Annotated in this window: 18 protein-coding genes; 9 read left to right on the top strand and 9 right to left on the bottom strand. The window is 37.3% G+C overall.

Translation table 11 applies throughout. The features are described 5' to 3' along the window. The first annotated feature begins 61 nt into the window (after positions 1 to 61). From PDT38_RS06795 to PDT38_RS06785, 3 genes are all read left to right on the top strand, one after another. Positions 62 to 1,471 (top strand): SpoVR family protein, encoded by a 1,410-nt coding sequence (locus PDT38_RS06795; RefSeq protein ID WP_270799981.1) that lies wholly within the window; start codon positions 62 to 64, stop codon positions 1,469 to 1,471. Positions 1,472 to 1,904: 433 nt separating this feature from the next. Then, positions 1,905 to 2,888 (top strand): C40 family peptidase, encoded by a 984-nt coding sequence (locus PDT38_RS06790; protein WP_270799979.1) that lies wholly within the window; start codon positions 1,905 to 1,907, stop codon positions 2,886 to 2,888. A 326-nt stretch (positions 2,889 to 3,214) separates the two neighbouring features. Continuing rightward, complete coding sequence (locus PDT38_RS06785) at positions 3,215 to 3,508, top strand: hypothetical protein (protein WP_270799978.1); 294 nt, start codon at positions 3,215 to 3,217, stop codon at positions 3,506 to 3,508. A 214-nt stretch (positions 3,509 to 3,722) separates the two neighbouring features. Here PDT38_RS06785 and PDT38_RS06780 read toward each other — a convergent pair whose 3' ends face one another. Both PDT38_RS06780 and PDT38_RS06775 read right to left on the bottom strand, forming a co-directional pair. Further along, the gene (locus PDT38_RS06780; RefSeq protein ID WP_270799977.1) at positions 3,723 to 4,073 is read right to left on the bottom strand and encodes a hypothetical protein; all 351 of its coding nucleotides are present in this window, start codon (positions 4,071 to 4,073) and stop codon (positions 3,723 to 3,725) included. Positions 4,074 to 4,563: 490 nt separating this feature from the next. Continuing rightward, positions 4,564 to 5,463, bottom strand: coding sequence for a LysR family transcriptional regulator (locus PDT38_RS06775; protein WP_270799975.1), 900 nt, complete (start codon positions 5,461 to 5,463; stop codon positions 4,564 to 4,566). A gap of 113 nt (positions 5,464 to 5,576) precedes the next feature. Here PDT38_RS06775 and PDT38_RS06770 point away from each other — a divergent pair, with 113 nt between their 5' ends. The 3 genes from PDT38_RS06770 (at position 5,577) to PDT38_RS06760 (ending at position 9,810) form a co-directional block, all read left to right on the top strand. After that, entirely contained in the window at positions 5,577 to 6,668 is a 1,092-nt protein-coding gene (locus tag PDT38_RS06770; RefSeq protein WP_270799973.1) for a citrate synthase/methylcitrate synthase, read from the top strand. 123 nt (positions 6,669 to 6,791) lie between these two features. Beyond that, positions 6,792 to 8,150: a sodium-dependent transporter gene (locus PDT38_RS06765; RefSeq protein ID WP_270799972.1), complete on the top strand. Its 1,359-nt coding sequence runs from the start codon at positions 6,792 to 6,794 to the stop codon at positions 8,148 to 8,150. A gap of 25 nt (positions 8,151 to 8,175) precedes the next feature. Then, the gene (locus PDT38_RS06760; protein ID WP_394356226.1) at positions 8,176 to 9,810 is read left to right on the top strand and encodes a pyridoxal phosphate-dependent decarboxylase family protein; all 1,635 of its coding nucleotides are present in this window, start codon (positions 8,176 to 8,178) and stop codon (positions 9,808 to 9,810) included. A gap of 146 nt (positions 9,811 to 9,956) precedes the next feature. On the opposite strand, the gene PDT38_RS06755 is transcribed toward PDT38_RS06760, so the two are convergent. From PDT38_RS06755 to sigM, 3 genes are read right to left on the bottom strand one after another with little or no spacing between them, the layout of a single operon-like run. Next, positions 9,957 to 10,247, bottom strand: a complete 291-nt coding sequence (locus tag PDT38_RS06755; RefSeq protein ID WP_270799970.1) for an anti-sigma factor — start codon at positions 10,245 to 10,247, stop codon at positions 9,957 to 9,959. Beyond that, complete coding sequence (locus PDT38_RS06750) at positions 10,235 to 11,305, bottom strand: anti-sigma factor (protein ID WP_270799968.1); 1,071 nt, start codon at positions 11,303 to 11,305, stop codon at positions 10,235 to 10,237. Before PDT38_RS06750 ends, PDT38_RS06755 begins: the two co-directional genes overlap by 13 nt. Beyond that, a complete protein-coding gene (gene sigM / locus PDT38_RS06745) occupies positions 11,298 to 11,789 on the bottom strand; it encodes an RNA polymerase sigma factor SigM (protein ID WP_172293796.1) in 492 nt (163 codons plus the stop codon). The genes PDT38_RS06750 and sigM overlap by 8 nt, the downstream gene beginning before the upstream one ends. A 320-nt stretch (positions 11,790 to 12,109) precedes the next feature. On the opposite strand from sigM, the gene PDT38_RS06740 reads away from it, so the two are divergent. Next, complete coding sequence (locus PDT38_RS06740) at positions 12,110 to 12,709, top strand: lysophospholipid acyltransferase family protein (RefSeq protein ID WP_270799964.1); 600 nt, start codon at positions 12,110 to 12,112, stop codon at positions 12,707 to 12,709. Positions 12,710 to 13,440: 731 nt separating this feature from the next. Next, the gene (locus PDT38_RS06735; RefSeq protein WP_270799962.1) at positions 13,441 to 13,881 is read left to right on the top strand and encodes a DUF805 domain-containing protein; all 441 of its coding nucleotides are present in this window, start codon (positions 13,441 to 13,443) and stop codon (positions 13,879 to 13,881) included. Between the two features lie 67 nt (positions 13,882 to 13,948). Here the strand turns inward: PDT38_RS06735 and PDT38_RS06730 are convergent, their stop codons facing one another. Beyond that, positions 13,949 to 15,268: a hemolysin family protein gene (locus PDT38_RS06730; RefSeq protein ID WP_270799960.1), complete on the bottom strand. Its 1,320-nt coding sequence runs from the start codon at positions 15,266 to 15,268 to the stop codon at positions 13,949 to 13,951. Positions 15,269 to 15,892: 624 nt separating this feature from the next. Between PDT38_RS06730 and PDT38_RS06725 the strand changes: the two genes are divergently transcribed. Then, the gene (locus tag PDT38_RS06725) at positions 15,893 to 17,266 is read left to right on the top strand and encodes a hemolysin family protein (protein ID WP_270799959.1); all 1,374 of its coding nucleotides are present in this window, start codon (positions 15,893 to 15,895) and stop codon (positions 17,264 to 17,266) included. Between the two features lie 283 nt (positions 17,267 to 17,549). On the opposite strand, the gene crcB is transcribed toward PDT38_RS06725, so the two are convergent. From crcB to PDT38_RS06710, 3 genes are read right to left on the bottom strand one after another with little or no spacing between them, the layout of a single operon-like run. After that, positions 17,550 to 17,903 carry a fluoride efflux transporter CrcB gene (crcB, locus tag PDT38_RS06720; protein ID WP_270799958.1) on the bottom strand — a complete coding sequence of 118 codons (354 nt, stop codon included), beginning with the start codon at positions 17,901 to 17,903 and terminating at the stop codon, positions 17,550 to 17,552. Then, on the bottom strand, positions 17,900 to 18,292 hold the full coding sequence (locus PDT38_RS06715; protein WP_270799957.1) for a fluoride efflux transporter FluC: 393 nt from the start codon (positions 18,290 to 18,292) through the stop codon (positions 17,900 to 17,902). The genes crcB and PDT38_RS06715 overlap by 4 nt, the downstream gene beginning before the upstream one ends. A 14-nt stretch (positions 18,293 to 18,306) precedes the next feature. Further along, on the bottom strand, positions 18,307 to 19,011 hold the full coding sequence (locus PDT38_RS06710; protein WP_270799956.1) for a glycerophosphodiester phosphodiesterase: 705 nt from the start codon (positions 19,009 to 19,011) through the stop codon (positions 18,307 to 18,309). Between the last annotated feature and the right edge of the window lie 18 nt (positions 19,012 to 19,029).

The following is a 19,029-nucleotide window of genomic DNA, read 5'->3' as shown; positions in this document are numbered from 1 at the left end:
TCATCTTTTCTCACCCTAGCTCATACAATAGAGATAAGTTTAACCAGGAGGGATTGGAGTATTGAGTGTACGGGAGGAGAAAGAACTTTATCAAGCAATTGCAGAAATTACAGAAATCGCCAAAGGGTTTGGTCTTGATTTTTATCCAATGAGATATGAAATATGCCCGGCTGAAATTATTTATACATTTGGAGCGTATGGGATGCCGACCAGATACAGTCATTGGAGCTTTGGCAAGCAATTTCATAAAATGAAACTCCATTATGATTTTGGTTTAAGTAAAATATACGAACTCGTCATTAATTCTGATCCATGTTATGCATTTTTACTTGATACCAATTCATTGGTTCAAAACAAATTAATTGTCGCCCATGTCCTTGCACACTGTGATTTCTTTAAGAATAACTGCCGATTTCAAAATACAAAACGGGATATGGTTGAAAGCATGGCAGCAACAGCAGAACGGATTAAGGATTACGAAATGATTCATGGAACACAGGAAGTTGAGGCTTTTCTTGACGCAGTGTTGGCCATTCAAGAGCATATTGATCCATCATTGGTAAGACCAAAGCTATCTTGGAGTATAGACGATGAAGAAGATACAGAGACCGATCGTGTTAAGACACCATATGATGATTTATGGCGCCTAGATCAGAAAGAACCAATCAAGAAAAAGAAAAAACCGAAAAAAAAATTTCCGCCAAAATCAGAAAAAGATCTTTTGTTGTTTATTGAGGAGCATTCACGAGAGCTTGAACCTTGGCAGCGAGACATTTTGACAATGATGAGGGAGGAAATGCTCTATTTCTGGCCGCAACTTGAAACGAAAATTATGAATGAAGGATGGGCATCCTACTGGCATCAGCGGATTATTCGTGAACTTCATCTCACTTCAAGCGAAGCGATCGAGTTTGCTAAATTGAATGCAGGTGTTGTTCAGCCTTCAAAAACGGGGATCAATCCTTATTATCTCGGATTAAAAATTTTTGAAGATATTGAAGAAAGGTATAATCAACCAACTGCTGATATGAAAAAAATAGGTGTTAAACCAGACTCAGGAAAAGAAAAAATATTTGAAGTAAGAGAAATTGAGTCAGATATCTCGTTTATCCGCAATTATTTAACGAAAGATCTTGTCAGGCAAGAAGATCTTTATTTGTTTCAAAAACAGGGAAGGGATTATAAAATCGTTGATAAAGACTGGGAAGCTGTCCGTGACCAGCTTGTGAGTATGAGAGTGAATGGCGGTTTTCCATATTTGACGGTTGAAGACGGGGATTATTTAAAAAATAATGAACTGTATATTAAACATTGGTATGAAGACATCGAACTTGATTTGAAATATCTCGAAAAAGTGCTTCCCTATCTTCATCAGCTTTGGGGAAGAAGTGTCCACGTTGAAACGGTTCTAGAGGATAAGCCGGTTTTGTTTTCATATGATGGAAAAGCGGTTCATCGCAGATATTTATAAAAAAGAGGGGAAGCACCCTCTTTTTTTTCGTAACCTTTTTGTAATTGAACAAGATCAACTACTGTATCCTTTCGGCTGTGGAGCTAGAATGTACAGATGTTATAAAACTGTAATCTAGTAAATAATGGATTAAATTATAAAAAATCTGCAAAAATAAATAGTTAGACACGTTGATTTTAAAGTATTTGTAAATATTATCCGTAAAGAAATGCATCATAACGTTACTATTGAAATAGAAATGAAAAATTTTATACCCTTAAAAACTTTTTTTAAAAACGAATAAGTAAAAAAATTACTCTGTTAAGTCAAGACTGTTTATATTAGAATGTTCTCCTTATAATAGATTTATAGGAAGGTTGAAACCACCTTTCTACAGTAGAATTCGAGATTAATTAATTATTGTAAAAATCAAAAATCTACTTAGGAGGACAACATGAAAAAGCAAATATTCACAGCTGCATCAGCTGTTGTTTTAGGATCAACTTTGTTTGCAGGAGCAGCTTCAGCAGCAAGTGTTCAAGTACAAAGTGGTGATACTTTATGGGGACTTTCTCAAAAATATGGAACAACAGTTACTCAAATTAAACAGGAAAACCAACTGACTTCTGATATGATTTATATTGGACAAACACTATCTATTAATGGTAGTAGTTCAACAACACAGTCTACTACTTCTACAACTTATAAAGTTGTGAGTGGTGACAGTCTTTGGAAAATAGCAAATACGTACAATATGACAGTTAATGAATTAAAATCACTAAATAGTTTAACATCTGATATGATTTATGTTGGTCAAGTATTAAAAGTAAAGGGTACAACATCAACATCTCCAAACACGACAAGCCCAACTGGAAGTAGTAGTGATTCAACAACTTATAAGGTTGTCAGTGGTGACAGTCTCTCAAAAATTGCAAAATCATACAATATGACTGTCGAGGAGCTAAAATCACTTAATGGTTTAACATCTGATATGATTTATGTTGGACAAGTATTAAAAGTAAAAGGTACAACATCAACGTCTCCAAATACGACAACACAAACTGGAGGACAAACTTCTTCAAAGCTTGATACAACAAAGCTAGTTTCAGATGCAAAAGCTTTGATCGGAACGCCATATGTATGGGGCGGTACAACAACAGCTGGTTTTGATTGCAGTGGTTTCATATGGTATATCTTGAATAAACAAACAGATGTGACCAGAACAAACACAGCTGGTTACTGGAGTTCGATGACTAGCGTGTCAAGTCCAGCGGTCGGTGACTTTGTTTTCTTCACGACTTATCAGCCAGGCCCATCACATATGGGGGTTTATATTGGAAATAACAAATTTATTCATGCTGGTTCAAATGGTGTGACAACAAGTGATTTAACAACAAGCTATTGGAAAGAGCGCTACCTTGGTGCAAAACGATTCTAATAGCCCTTAATAGGCCCGTTCATCTATAAGGTGAGCGGGCTTTTCCTTTGACATAGACGTTGGACTGTTTGATCCTTAATAAGGATAGTGTGAATGAAAGAGTTTTACCAATAAATTTGAGGTTGGTTCGTACGGTTTATTATGAAGCGAAATGATAGACATGAAAATTAGGTGGAAGAATATGAAGATTTTTATTTGAAAATTTGATTATTTATTCGTTCTCAAATCATTGCTTCATACAAGTGATTATCCTTTGACGAAACAGAACGAATGTTCTATTATTAAAATGAAGAATAGATGAGTCATGACAAGGAGTGAATGGCGGATTGAATAAGTTAAGAGAACTAAACCAGTTGTGCGGTACGATTGAGTATGGATATTATTCCAATATACATCCTACATCTGAACCAGAGTGTTACATTGAGTCATTTCATTCCCTTGACCAATTACAGCACCTGCTTGATAAAACAAAAATAAATGAGATCAAGAAAAGACTTGATGCGGTTCAAATTGAAATAGAGGCAGTTTGCTTTAATAGCAAAACATGTGATTCTAATATAAACGTTGAATTACTGCTTATGAAGGACGAATTTTACGGTGAAATCCTTGAAAGAACGTAAAAATTGATCAGGTGAGGAATATCGTAAAATACGTATGCCCAATTAAATAAGTCCATCGAATGTCTAATTTAGGAAGAGTAAGATCCATTTAATGATTTTAGTTGGTGCAAGAACGATTGAATAACCTGAATATTTTCAGTTGATTTGAAAGAGACAATGGTTTTTAGTGAGATGAGAAAACGGTTAATCATCCGTCTTGAAAAATGGCTAGTTGTCAGCTTGCTGAATTTCCTAGTCGTTTTTCAATATGGTAAACTCGCTTTTCTAGTTGAACTTGCTTATCTTCATAATAATCATAATCCTTTTTTAGTTCTTGAACATAGTCTCGGTGACTGTCTAACTTTTCGTTTGTTTGGATGGCGTATTTTGTTAAGACTTCTAGATTTTTTTCTAGGCCTTCAATTTTGCAATTTACTTTTTCAAACTGTTTGTTCATTCCTTTAAACTGATGATCAACATTTTCAAATCGCTTATCGATCTTTTCAAACTGATGATCGACATTTTCGAATCGTTGATCGATTTTTTCGTTTAGTCCTTGTAACATTTTCAAGATCTTTTCTTCCATGCTCAATCCCCCTCTCTTGATTAATAAATCTGATATATAACTCTAGAAAAAACGTTATAAATCTAGTTTTTATTATAGCATAAAAAAAAGCTAGTGATTTTTCACTCAGTCAACAATAAAACGGTTTTCCATTCGTAAATTATTTTTTTGTTGTTGAATCTAGCCTTTGTTTAGTGAGTGAAATTTGTTTTTAAACTTATATATTTCTATTTTTAATATTTGGGAAAAGGTAAAGCCGTATAAAATTAGTGCAATAGCTCAATACTTTATTGCACTAATTACTCCATAATGGGGTTAACACAAAATAAGCTTCTGATGTTTCTTGCCCATTGATTTGAAACTAATGACAAACTAACTGATAAGATGTAATGAATGATCAACAAAAACAGTTCAACATTCAGATTCATAGTGAACTTGGGTATGCGCTAGGCTGCCCAATTTTTTTGGGAAGCTGTGGCTTGTCACCGAAGACTAAGTCAGATAGTTTACCTTACCCTAGAGTATTGTTGAGATCTTTTAGAGCGGCATGTTGAAATTGTGATAAAAACGTTAAAAAGTCTTGTACTTTTTCATTTTCTTTTAAGCTGATTGCGTATCCGCCTGCCATGGGAAGCTGCATAAACTTGCAGGGAACTTCTATTAGGTTTCCTTCTTTTAGTTCACGGCGAACAGTGGATATTGGTAAAAATGAAATCCCCATTCCTTCGGCAATAAATCGTTTCGTAATGTGTGTCTGGGAAACGAGCATTGTTCTAACAAATGGAAATTTGATTCTTAGCTGATGTACTAAATCATCCCAATACTCAGGATGGTTATGTGTTAACAATAAATAATCTTCAAGTAGTTCTTTCACATTTCGCTCCGGTGCACCACTGTCATGGGGTGCAACTAAAATGACAGGATCACTGTACATGGAATAACATGTTAAATTTGCTGATTGAACATTTAAACAGCTTAAGCCAACATCTGCAGTACCATTAGATATGTGGGGAGCGATTTGAGATGATTCGGCAATTTTCACTTTAATCTCTGAGTCGGGGTATAGAGATGTATATTTTTTGAGTACGAAAGGTAATATGGTGTCGGCGATAAGCGGTGAAACAGCAAGATTTAATGTTTGGGCATAGCCCTGCCTAATTCTATGCAGTTCTGCCATACTAGACTCGTAATCATCTAAAAGGCGCAAAGCGAAAGGAAGATAGGCTCTTCCTTCTTTTGTCAAATGAATACTTCTACCTTTTCGAGTGAATAATTGGCAACCGATCTCTTCTTCAAGCTGTTTGATTTGAACAGTTACAGTTGGTTGGGAAATAAATAAGGTTTCGGCTGTTTTTCTGAAATTTTCATATTTTGCAGCAGTAACAAAGGTATGAAGCCATTTAAAGTCCATTATAGGAACCTCCTGATTTATTTTTTTAATTAAAAACATCAATATAATTCAATATTTTTTAAATATTATATCAATTATAATGGATGATAACAAAGCATCAAGGAGGAATGGTTATGGTATATCATGGACTGAAAGGGGTTACTTGTGTAGAAACTGTAATTAGTCACATTGATGGTGAACAGGGAAAACTTATTTATAGAGGCTATGATGCTGAACAACTTGCGCTCACATCGACATTTGAAGAAACTGCATTTTTAATACTGAATGGAACTTTTCCAAAGAAAGAAGAGCTCAAAACATTTCAAAATATGATAGCTCCGTGTCAATTGCCTAAAACAGCAGAGCTTTTGCTTCGCAATTTGCCAGATCGGTTAGACGATATGGCTGTTCTTCGCACGGTGATCTCTTCTTTCGGTGAAAAAACGTACACTTCTCGTCCAACCTTAGAAGAAGCAGTTCGACTAATTGCTGCATCCCCTACTATTATCGCCTTCAGAAAACGATTATTAGATGGATTAGAACCTGTTCAACCGCTTGCTGAACTTGGTTTTGTAGAAAACTATTTTTATATGTTGAAAAACAAGCGTCCAACGCTTGCCCAGAAGAAAGCACTTGAAACTTATATGATATTAGCGATGGAACATGGTATGAACGCTTCAACCTTTTCAGCACGTGTGACTGCTTCAACGGAATCGGACCTTGTTTCATCATTAACGTCAGCACTCGGCACGATGAAAGGGCCATTGCACGGAGGGGCGCCGTCAGCGGTTACCAAAATGTTAGAAGACATTCAAGAAAAACAACACGCTGAAAATTATTTGCGAAATAAATTGGAAAAGGGCGAGAGACTGATGGGGTTTGGGCATCGTGTATATCAAACACATGATCCAAGGGCAAAAGCTCTGAGAATGAAAGCTCAAGAAATTGCTGGTGGTGACAGAGAAATCGATTTGGCGCTTTATGTTGAAGACACGGCAATTCGACTTTTACAGGAATATAAGCCGGAACGAAAACTTTACACAAATGTTGAGTTTTATGCCGCAGCAGTCATGAAAGCCCTCAATTTTGAAGCTTCACTATTTACCCCTACTTTTTCAGCGAGCCGGATGGTCGGTTGGTGTGCTCATGTATTAGAACAAGCCAATAACAATATGATATTTAGACCTTCAGCTAAATATATCGGAGATTTCGTTTCCTCTTCTTAAAAAACCCTTCTTTATCTTGAAGGGTTTTTCTTTTTATTCAGAAAAATAAAAATTTATTTAATCTCTTAAAAAAAGTGATGGAGTGAGAGATAATAGAAAATAACATTGAAAGGAAGTGAAGGAATGAACGATCGCAGGATTTCGGTAAAATGGGCATCGAAAATAGGTTTTGTGCTTGCTGCGGCGGGGACTGCCATCGGTCTAGGGGCGATTTGGAAGTTTCCATATGTGGCAGGAACAAACGGAGGTGGAGCGTTTTTTCTTGTATTTGCTCTTTTTACTGTATTGTTAGGGTATCCCTTATTGCTTGGGGAGTTTATTTTAGGCCGAAAAAGTCAATCAGATGCGATCGGTACTTATCGAAAACTAGCACCTGGGACACCTTGGGTGATCACGGGTTGGATCGGGATTGTCGCTTGTTTTCTTGTTTTATCTTTTTACAGTGTGATCGGCGGCTGGATTTTGCTGTATATCATCAAGGCTGTTACTGGTGCATTATCTGGTCTTTCTCAGTCTGAGTATGGGGCACTTTTTGGATCGGTTATTCAAGATCCGGTGCAAACGTTAGTAGCACAGCTCGTGTTTATTGTGATGACGATCCTTGTTGTAGCAAGAGGTGTGCAAAAGGGGATTGAACGTGTCAGTTCGATCATGATGCCGCTTTTATTTATTTTATTCATTGCCCTTGTTGGAAGAGCACTGACACTTGACCATGCGATCGATGGTGTGCGTTTTTTGCTTGTTCCCGATTTTAGCAGTTTGACCCCTCGTGCCATTCTTTTTGCTCTTGGACAAGCCTTTTTCACCTTAACACTTGGTGTATCTGTTATGGTGACATATAGTTCATATTTATCAAAAACACAAAACTTGCCAAAATCGGCACTCTCAATTGTGATCATGAACTTGGCGGTTACACTGTTAGCCGGATTGGCGATTTTTCCAGCTGTCTTCTCATTCGGTCTTAAACCTAATGAAGGGCCGGTATTATTGTTTGCAGTGCTGCCAGCTGTTTTTGATCAACTTCCATTCGGAATGTTATTTTTCATCGGATTTTTGCTTGCTTTTTTATTTGCAGCATTGACATCCGCCTTTTCAATGATAGAAATTATTGTGGCGTCTGTCACAAAAGGCGACCAAAAGAAGAGAGGGAAATGGGCATGGACGATCGGACTTCTTATTTTTGTTGTTGGGGTTCCTTCTTGTTTATCCTACGGGGTGCTCAATTTTCCACTGATTTTTCAAAAGACATTTTTTGATCTTGCAGACTACATCGTCAGTAACATTCTTTTACCTTTGGGGGCGTTGCTCATTTCAATCTTTGTTCCTCTGAAACTATCTAAAGAGGATTTGTATGATGAAATGAAATGTGGATCAAAAGTTGGGAGAGGTTTTTTTCTTGTGTGGTTTTACCTTCTCCGTTTTCTTGTTCCAATTGCGATTGTCCTTGTCTTTTTGAATTTATTAGGTGTATTTTCATTTTAATTGATCAGGAGATGGGAGAACAATGATGAGACATATTCAAAGTATGTATCCTAGTGAAGATGGTAATAGAGAAGCACGTTATGAATTACTGGGACTGTTTGAAACGGTTCTGACCGAGCTAGATCAATTGAAAGACCCCAATAAAATGACGCTCGGTGCGGAACCAGATCTTTCGTCAAATTATTATCAAAACATCATAAATGAGGCCGTTATACCTGAGAAAGGGTTTGGAACGAGAAAAACTGTTGAAGAGCTAGTTAAACTGGCAGAAGGTCACCGTTTTTTAAATCGTCATTATGTTGCAAATGCAACACCTCTTCCGAACAATGCCAGCATTGTTGGCAATCTTTTAATGGTGCTTTTAAACGGAAATAATTTGTGGGATGTTGATGGAACAGCGGCTGCTAAAACAGAAGTTCAAATTACGAGTATGATGAGCGATATCGTTGGTTATGACAAGCAAAAAAGCGGTGGGTTTACAACTTGGGGAGGTCAAGGAGCTGTTTTTCAATCGCTTAGATTAGCGATAGCCGCTGCCTGCCCTGAAGCAAACCAAAAAGGAATACCACAGCATCTGTATGCGTTTTGTTCTGAACTATCACATTTCAGTCTTTATAAATCAATGGAAGCTACAGGGATTGGAACTGATCATTTAGTTCGGGTGAAAACGAATCGTGATCATTCTATGGATCTAACTGATTTACGAGAAAAAATGAAGGTAGTCATTGAAAGTGGAGGTCTACCGGTTTACATTTTGGCGACACTTGGAACGACAGACACTTTTGGAATTGATGATCTCTCAGGTATTAAGCAAATCACTGATGAAATAAAAACTACATACGACTTACCACACATATATATCCATGCCGATTCCGCGATGGGTGGAATGTATAGCTTTTTTAACAAATATAATTTTGAAGAAAACCCGCTTTATTTTGAGAATGAAGTTCTTGAAGTTCTGTCTCATTACAAGAGTCGTTTTCAGGAGCTCAGGCATGCGGATAGTCTGGCTTTTGATTTTCATAAACTTGGACAGACTCCTTATACAACAAGTCTTTTTTTAATCAAAGATAGAACTGCTTTACAAGCGGTTGACTTAGATTCTCAAGAGACGCCATATGTCGGAAACAGAGGATTTGGTAGCTATCATACAAGTTATACACTCGAATGCTCACGAATGGGTAGTAGTATCCCCATCTATGCTTCATTAATTGCTCTCGGTGTTGAGGGGTATCAAGAGATTTTAGCCAATTACATTAGAGTTAGCTTAGCATTTCGTCAGAAGCTGACTGAAGCTTTTCCTAATGTAGCTGTTACTAATGAGGTAGCACCTGTGACAACTTTTCGCTTTTATCCTAAAGGTATCCGTTATGCCGATGAAATAAACGGGAACATGACAGAGAAAGAGATTCGAGAGATTAATAGCTACAATGAGAAAATTGCGGAAACATTGGGGAGATACCGAGGGCAGACATATTTCGGAAGCACGAAAAAACAGAGATATGTTTATCCTAAGGACAGTCAATCACCTGTACCGTTGTATGTAGAGAAATTTTACTGTGTGTCCCCATACACGACGCTTGATGTGCTGGATGACTATATTGATTTTTTAAAAACACATATTCACTCATCAGATTTGATCATGTGGGAAACGAAATAGCTTTTTGTGATCAGGAAGCTGCTTTGCGTTTGACTGCCAGCTCCTTTCAGAGAAAAAGCGAAACAAAAAATGAGCAAGTGGAGAAACACAATTTTTTGTTTCTTCACTTGCTTCATTTTTTGGACTTACTGGCCAGCCCCAGTTCATTAAAATCCAAGCTGTAAATTCGTATTGATTGAAACAATGGTCCAGACACAAATGAGAATGAACACATTGAGTACGACACCGAGGAATCCTAAACCTGTTCGCCCCTTTTTAATAAAGAGCTCGATAATAGCGAGTGGTATGGCAGCCATCGAAAATGGTAACATCTGATATGAATATATAATCGTATCGCTTAAAATTGATAAGTTTAAAATGAAAAGGGAAAGAATCGCTGTTCCAACTGAGACCCATCCAAACACATTATGTTCTTTAAAGATCCTTACCAATTCCATAATTCCACCTCACCTAGTTTCGCTGCTTTTACAGGTCCTTTTTTAATCAGTCGCTCTATTTCTTTTGAGGGTCCTGTCACAACAGCTCCATATACATTAACACCATTTTTTTCTACATAATTTAGTCTTTTTTGAATGTTCAAGTCTTTTCTTCCTGAAATGGTATCAACCCATTGGGGGTGTCTCGCCATATATGACAGTGCTTTTTTAAATTGTTCATCATTATTTTGACCGAGATCTCTCACTTCAAACAGTTTGTTTGAGTCTTTTCCAGGAAACCCAATTGGTTCAGTATATGGATGGTTTTTTAGATCATCTTCTGTTTCAATAGCATTCCAAAGGATGCGGATGTCGTATCCTTTTAATTTCTCATAAAGCTCACTGGTCGGATACGGTCTATCAAATGAAAGAAAAGCTTCTGTAACAGTCCCATTTGGCAATTCTTTTAAGACTGCCTCAACTTTTGCTACCGATTTTTCTTTTATGCCTGTCGGGTAAGAAAAGTATCGGTTTTCTTTCGGGAGTTTCTGATAATACTGGTTGATTTCTGGAGATTTTAATTGATCAAAAAACATCTCGATTCTTTCATTTCCAACCACTTTTGTCACATTGCCGATTTGTTTCTTTAAAGGAAATTCTGTTTTAATCCCAAAAAGCTGAACTCTATTAACAAGTGCATCAGTGTCGACTTGAATATTCGGTTTTGTGACAGCAACAGTTATGGAAGCGGTTTTGACAAGTTCATTTCCTCTGCTGTCATGTCCACCTAGTCCATAATACAAATAACTTCCAAGTGTACAAAGCGGAAGAATCATGAGGGTTGATAAAACAGCTAGTGCTGAGATTCTCATATATGATTTGTTTTTTCCGTATCTTAAAATTGCTTTTTGTTTTTCTGGGCTAATTGTTAGATCCCAATTTTCATCTTTCATTTCGTGATCAAGTATTTCTTGATATTCATCAAGTTGTTCAAGTTCTTTTTCAACCTCAAGCATTTCTGAGTCCGATAATTCACCGTTTTGATATTTTTCCCAACGTTTTTTGAAATCTTCACTCATCGTTAACACCTCTGTTGTAAAGTGCTTTTAGCCGTTGTCTGGCACGAAATAAAACACTTTTAAAATTTGCCTCCGTGATATTCATCAAGCTTGACGCTTCTTTATAGTTCAGCTCTTTTAAATAATAAAGCGTCAGCGCTTCCCGATAGTTGTCAGGCAATTGGTTCATATATAATGTCAACACTTCCTTTATTTCGACTTGATCAGCCGGGCTTTGGACCGCAGTTTGAAAAAGGCTTCCGATCAGATCGTCAGAAATGGTTACTTCCTTTTTGTGTTTTCTGACATAATCAATAAATGCATTGCGGGCCACTTGGAAAAGCCATGGCTTCACTTTGCTATGATCGTAGGAGTGGATATGTATATATGCTCTCATAAAGGTTTCCTGCAACAAATCCTCTGCTAAATGTTTATCTTTTGTCATGGAGAGCAGGAACCTGTAAACATCATTCATATACATTTGGTAAATTTCATCGATAGTCACTGCCTTTTCTCCCCTCTATGTTATAAACGCATAAGAAAGGTTTGAAGTTGCACTTAATTTGCCCATGGCTGTTTTTTCCACAATTTCTTACCCTTAGATATTATATCTATAATAGTAACAAAAATCTGCGAAAACTCTAACTTTTAACTGTTTTTATTGCTTTTTTAATAACTACACAGTCTGTTTAAATAAGAAAGGCTCTGTGAAGGAGGAAATTTAGCCGCTGAAGTAAAATGATTTTTTAGTACCAGGTATTAAAAAAAATTGTTATAATAAAAGAAGAAAACCTCATTTGACAATAACAATAAAGGAAGTGCCATATGTATAAATTCACTGCTTATGCTGCAAAAATGATTCTTTCTTTACGCGGCGGAATTAAAGTATACAATAAAGAGAATCTTCCTACAGATACCGGTTTCGTAATTGCTTGTACACATTCTGGATGGGTCGATGTCGTTGCATTAGGTGCTGGTATTTTGCCCCATGAAATTCATTACATGGCGAAAAAAGAACTTTTTGAAAAAAAATTGACTGGTTCGTTCCTTTCAAGCATTAACGCTTTTCCAGTCGACCGAGAAAACCCGGGACCAAGCAGTATTAAAACTCCGATCAAATTATTAAAAGAGGGAAAAATTGTTGGCATTTTCCCGAGTGGGACGAGATCTTCTGAAGATGTCCCTTTAAAAAGAGGAGCAGTCACGATTGCCCAGATGGGAAAGGCTCCGCTTGTACCAGCTGCATATAGCGGTCCATCCAATGGAAAAGAGCTATTCAAGAAAGGTAAAATGAAACTGATTATCGGTAAACCGCTCAATCAGGAAGATTTTTCTCAATATTCTTCAAAGGAAAAACTAGCGAAAATGACAGAGGCATTGTCCCATAGTATTAAGGTTCTTGAGAAACAACTGAAAGAACTTTAAGAAAGTAGTTACAGGCTGTCTACATGGATCAGGGGAATTGCGAGCCTCCTGCGGGAACAGCGAGCCAGGCGAGACCCAGCAGGAGCAAGGAATGAGCTCCGAAGAGGCTTGCGGATCGCCCGCGAAGCGAGCAATTCCCCGATTTTTATTGATCCACACTATTTTCAGGACACGCCCTTGTTTGGGAAAGTGACTTTTACAAAAAGCAGTTCTTTCAAAAATTTCAGAGAAGAGTAATTTCCATCATTAACATTTTGTGTTGCTTCAGCTAACCAAACCCAAAAAATGCTATTTTTATTGGTGTTTTTTCAAATAAGTATTAGCGATTAAAAGTCAAATCCTCTTTATTCCAGCAAAAAGTGATTTAATGTCACATGATGAACTACACTTTCACGAACTACATTCTTTTGTTTTCAAAATGTCTAAAAAGAGTTAAAAGATTCACTCCTCCTTTTCAGCGATTTCTTTAGCGATGTAGCTTGTATATCCTTTGTCTTTGAAAAGAATCAGTCTGTCTAAATGATACGTTCTCTCGTTAATTGTTTCGTTATTTCGTTATCCTAAATATGTAATTAGTTGGTGGCATTTTTAAAGAAATTGATAATGTAGTCAAGTGGTTACATTATTTATTTTACATGAATTGCTATGAAAAGTGTGTTTTTATTGTTGTTTTTATGGTATGATAGTTTCGTTTTTCGCAAATTAGTCTAGTAAATGATGGAGGAAATCGTATGAAGTGGTATTTAAAAGTTTTTAAGGATGTGAAATTTGAAGGGAGAGCAAGGCGAAAGGAATTTTGGTTCTTTAGTCTTTTTAATGTTATTATGAGCTTTTTTTTCGTTTTTGCAGGCATAATATTAATATATTTAATCATTAGTTTTGATGCAGCAAGATCCGGGATAGATTCTTATGAGATAGGATATGTATCAGGCTATCTAGGAAGTCGATTGGGTATCATCATGATAATTTTGTATCTGATCGCCATTTTTGTCCCAGCACATGCTGTCGGCTATCGAAGGATTCAAGATACGGGGAAAAGTGGTGAGTGGGTATGGTTAAACTTGATTCCTCTTATAGGTGCTATCATTTTAGTTTTAGTATTTTTTTGTAGAGATAGTGAAGCAAAAGATAATCAGTATGGCCCAAATCCGAAAGCAACTTTAAAAGAATAAAGTGTGAAGTTTACTTTCATACATAATAAAAAAGCTTGCCGACAAAGTGTGTCGACAAGCTTTTATACTATTCCGCTTCTTCAATCAGTTCTTCTATCGCTTTTTTAACCTCTACATATGAGACATGATGACCATCGATCTCATTAATGATAAATTCAAAGCCTTGCTCGGTGAGCATGTCGCCTTTTTGGACATCATATTTTTGTGTTAGGAACCAGCCGCCAATGGTGTCGACTTCTTCATTGTTGAGATTGGTACCAAGCAAATCGTTGACTTGATCAATCAGTACCTTACCATCGAGAATGTAATGGTTTTCTTCAATTTTACGGATTTCATTGATTTCATCTATATCAAATTCGTCGCGGATTTCGCCAACGATTTCTTCAATGATATCTTCAACTGTGACAAGGCCTGCTGTACCGCCATATTCATCGGAAAGAATCGCCATGTGGACGCGTTCTTTTTGCATTTTCAACAACAGATCATGGATTGGTATCGTTTCGATCACATGAATGATCGGATAGATAAATTGTTCAATCGTGTCTTCTTTTGTACATTCTCCGCTGATGCAGGCGGTCAAAATTTCCTTTATATTGACGACACCGATGATATTGTCTTTATCACCATCTTCGATCGGATAGCGTGTATATCCTTCCGCTTTTGTAATATCGATCATGTCTTCGATTTTCATATCATTTGGAAAACTGACAACTTCTGTTCTCGGAATCATGATTTCCTTGGCAAGACGATCATCGAATTCAAAAATTTTATTGACATATTTGAATTCAGATTGATTGATTTCACCGCTTTTATAGCTTTCTGACAGAATAATTCGCAGTTCTTCCTCAGAGTGTGCCATCTCGTTCTCAGAAACTGTCTCAAGACCGAATGCTTTCGTCAAAAGTCTCGCTGATCCGTTCAAAGCCCAAATAAATGGGAACATGATCCGGTAAAACCAGATCAGGGGTTTTGAGAACAGAAAGGAAATCGTTTCGGCCTTTTGAATGGCAAGTGTTTTCGGAGCAAGTTCCCCGACAACAACATGCAGAAACGTGATAATCGTGAATGCGATCACAACTGAAATAAGATGTGAAACAGAACTTGGGATATGAATCTCAGCAAACAGCGGTTTAAGCAGTTCGGCGATGGTTGGCTCTCCTAGCCAACCAAGACCGAGAGCTGTCAGTGTAATTCCGAGTTGGCAAGCTGATAAATATTCGTCCAAATGTGTGATCACTTGTTTGACCGAAACCGCTCGTTTATCTCCTTCAGCAATCAGCTGATCGACCCGTGTGCTTCTGATTCTGATAATTGCAAACTCAGATGCTACGAAAAATGCTGTTAAAGCAATTAAAACAGCAACAAAAATCAAATTAACTATTTCCAATTAGGACCTTCATTCTGACGTGAGAATGAAGGTAACACCTCCTGTTTAGTAAAAGATTAACTAAAGCAGCAGCATGACTGATTGGATAGCCGTCTTGTCAACATTGCCAGTTCATATTGTCACGTACCTCATTTCATCGTTACGGAAGAGGGAACTTTGACAGGGCCAATCTTTGCTGCTTGCGTTTAGTGTTGAAATAACGTTTCTGTCAGACGCAAGTCGCCCAAGGTTCACGTTATCATCAATATTCCGTTTTGTTATGTCCGCTGTTGCCGTTAGCTGATCAATACGATATGTCTCTGCCCCATCTGCATCCCTCCTCACTCATCAAGTTATAGATATAAAATATTTTAATATATTAGAAGCTGTTTATACAAGTTAATTGAATAAAAACAGATGATAATTGATGGAAATATCTTTTATTTTCTAAAAATTCATGAATTTTCAGTTTGTTTATTTGACTGATTCTTTTTTAATAAAGTAAGATAATAGTATATATTGACTTGGAGGTGGTATGATGGGGCCCTCTACATAGTCATTCAAATGAAACGCACATCAGTCATACAGAAAGAATTTGAATTCATCAGGAGGTGACTCCTTATCCTGCATAGAGGATAGGGTTAAATGGACGATATCGTTAGTCTGATGATCATTGGCATTCTAATTGCTTTAACCGCTTTTTTTGTCGCTTCAGAATTTGCCATTGTCAGAGTGAGAAGCTCACGGATCGATCAGCTTATAACGGAAGGAAACAAAAAAGCAGTTCGTGCAAAACAAGTGATATCAGATTTAGATGAATATTTATCAGCTTGTCAACTTGGTATCACCATAACCGCTTTAGGTCTTGGATGGATGGGGGAACCTGCATTCAAAAAGGTATTGCATCCACTTTTTGAAAGTATGCATGTTTCAGATTCCATTTCACAGCCGCTATCAGTGGCTATTGCTTTTTCTGTTATTACATTTTTGAATGTGGTTGTTGGTGAACTGGCTCCTAAAACGATTGCGATCCAAAAAGCGGAGCAGCTTACACTTTGGTTAGCAGGACCATTGCACTTTTTCAATGTGGTTATGTTTCCATTCATTTGGGTATTGAATGTGTCAGCCAGATTATTAACGATGATATTCGGTGTGAAACCGGCGTCGGAAAACGAGGAATCACACTCAGAGGAAGAACTGCGAATCCTGTTATCAGAAAGCTATAAAAGCGGAGAAATTAATCCGTCTGAATATAAATATGTGAATAAAATATTCGAATTTGACAATCGAATTGCTAAAGAAATCATGGTTCCTCGTACAGAGATTGCTTCCGTACCTGTCGATTTACCGATTGAAGAGGCGCTTTCTGTTATGCTGAAAGAGAAATATACGCGCTGGCCCGTATATGAAGGTGATAAGGACCATGTCATAGGCATGATTAATACAAAACAACTGTTTACCGATCTGATGTTTATGTCAGAAGAAGAAAAAAAACGGGTTACACTGAGAGCATACATTCGTCCTGTCATTGAAGTGATTGAGACGGCTCCAATTCAAAAGCTTCTGATCAAAATGCAAGGGGAACGGATACACATGGCGATCTTAACCGATGAATATGGGGGAACGTCAGGCCTTGTCACAACAGAAGATATTCTTGAAGAAATCGTTGGAGACATTAGAGACGAATTTGATGAAGATGAAATGCCACTTATTCAGAAAATAGCTGATCATGAATACATGATGGATGGAAAAGTGAGAATCGATCAAGTCAATGAGTTATTTGAAGAATCCATCGATGAGAAGGAAGTCGATACGATTGGTGGTTTAGTGTTGAAAGAGAATATAGATATTGCAGAAGGTCAGACGGTATATGTTGGTTCCTTTGCAATTACTGTTCTTGAAATGGAAGGACGTCTTATTAAGCATGTTGAAATAAAGCAGGAACAAACGACTGAACATCTGGGACTAACACCGTCAGATCCGGTCGTTGTTCATCAAGTCACCTTGAGCGAAAAATAAGCTCAAGGTTTTGTTAGTGTTTATATGTTTTTAGAAAAAATGATTTGGCGTACATCTGATTGAGTTTTATTTGCGGGGTTGGAATGATCAAGTTCGGGAAAATATCGTAGAAATCATGTTGATGAACGTTTTTCTTTTAAGATCAAGTTAAACTTTATCATGATGTAAAATTCCAAGCCGGCTTATCTTGACATTAAAGAAATCTTCTTTAGCCACTATAGTCTACAATGGGAAGTTTCAAGAATCCATTCTTTGGATTCTTGAACATTTTCATCAGCTGTGCTTATAAAAGAAGACTGCCAGCCCAAAATCCCCCAATACAGCATGTCATCGTCATTAACATATATAGAGCGCTTGCTTTTAAGCGTTTTTCTAATAAAAGCTGAACAGCTTCGACACTAAAGGTGGAGAATGTTGTAAATCCACCGAAAAAACCAGTTCCGATGACAATAGATAGTAATTGATGTTTGATATCAAGACTAACAAAAATTCCCAACACAAAAGAACCGAGAATGTTAACTAGTAAAATACTAATCGGAATTTTGGGGTGCGGAAATTTGTTCTTGATCAGGTTGCCCAGCCAAAATCTGAGGATAGAGCCGATACCTCCTGCGATCATAAAACCAACTGTCATCATGATTTGACCGCTCCTTTTCCAAGCCTCGAAAGCCGGCTACCGAGACTAAATCCTATGAATGCGAGACATACTCCGCCAGTAAGTGTTGCTCCTAAATAGATCATTCCCATATAAGGTGCAGAAGAATGGAGCAGCAGCACGGTTTCTTTAGAAAACGCGGACATTGTTGTATAACCTCCACAAAATCCGGTCCCTAAAGCTAGTTGAATAAACGGTTTTTTCGGGCGATTTGTGAAAAAACCGGTAAGAAGGCCTAAAAGCAAACTTCCAGATAGATTTTCAATCAAAGTAGGCCAAGGAAAAAATGAGCCACCCGTCCACATGTTTAATACATAACGAAAAAGTGAACCGAGTGTCCCGCCTATAAAAACGGCAACATATGATTTCATGTACTTCCTTCTTTCTAAAAATAATCAGGATAATCAGTAATAATTCCATCGATCTTCCAGCTTTGTAACCGACGTCCGGTTTTCTGTCCATTGACTGTCCATGCGAAAGCTTTCATACCATGGCGATGAACGGATTTGATTAGAAAAGGATTGAGCATCGTTTGTTTCATGTTGACATATTGCGCAAATGAAGAAATGTATTGAAGCTGATGTCGTGAAAACAATCCTAATCTCGGTCTGATCAAAACAGCGGTCGGCAGTGAAGGATAAAGTCTATGAAGCGTTTTGATGGCTTCAGAATCAAAAGATTGGACGATAATATTTAATGAAAAACCGAATTGATCAATCAGTTTTCCAAGCGATTTTTCAATACCTGGCTGTGTTTTTGAAGACTTGATTTCAATAAGTAAACCCATTTTTTTGTGATACTTTTGTAAAACAGCTTCAAGTGTTGGAATCTTTTCACCTTGAAAGGAAGGCGAAAACCAGCTTCCTGCATCCAATTTTTCAAGTTCATGCATTGTAAAATGTCTAACAAAACCAGTTCCGTTTGTCGTCCGATCCACTCTATCATCATGAATAACTGCTAGTTTATTGTCCCGAGTCATTTGAACATCAAGCTCAATAAAGTCAGCTGAGAGCTCCCTTGCTTTTTCAAAAGCAGCAAATGTATTTTCCGGTGCATAAGCTGAAGCTCCTCGATGAGCGATAATCTGCACAAATGTCAGCTCCTCTTT

This window comes from Bacillus changyiensis (assembly GCF_027706145.1).
Taxonomy (GTDB): Bacteria; Bacillota; Bacilli; order Bacillales; family Bacillaceae; genus Bacillus; species Bacillus changyiensis.
This window is presented reverse-complemented; position numbering and strand designations above follow the sequence as displayed.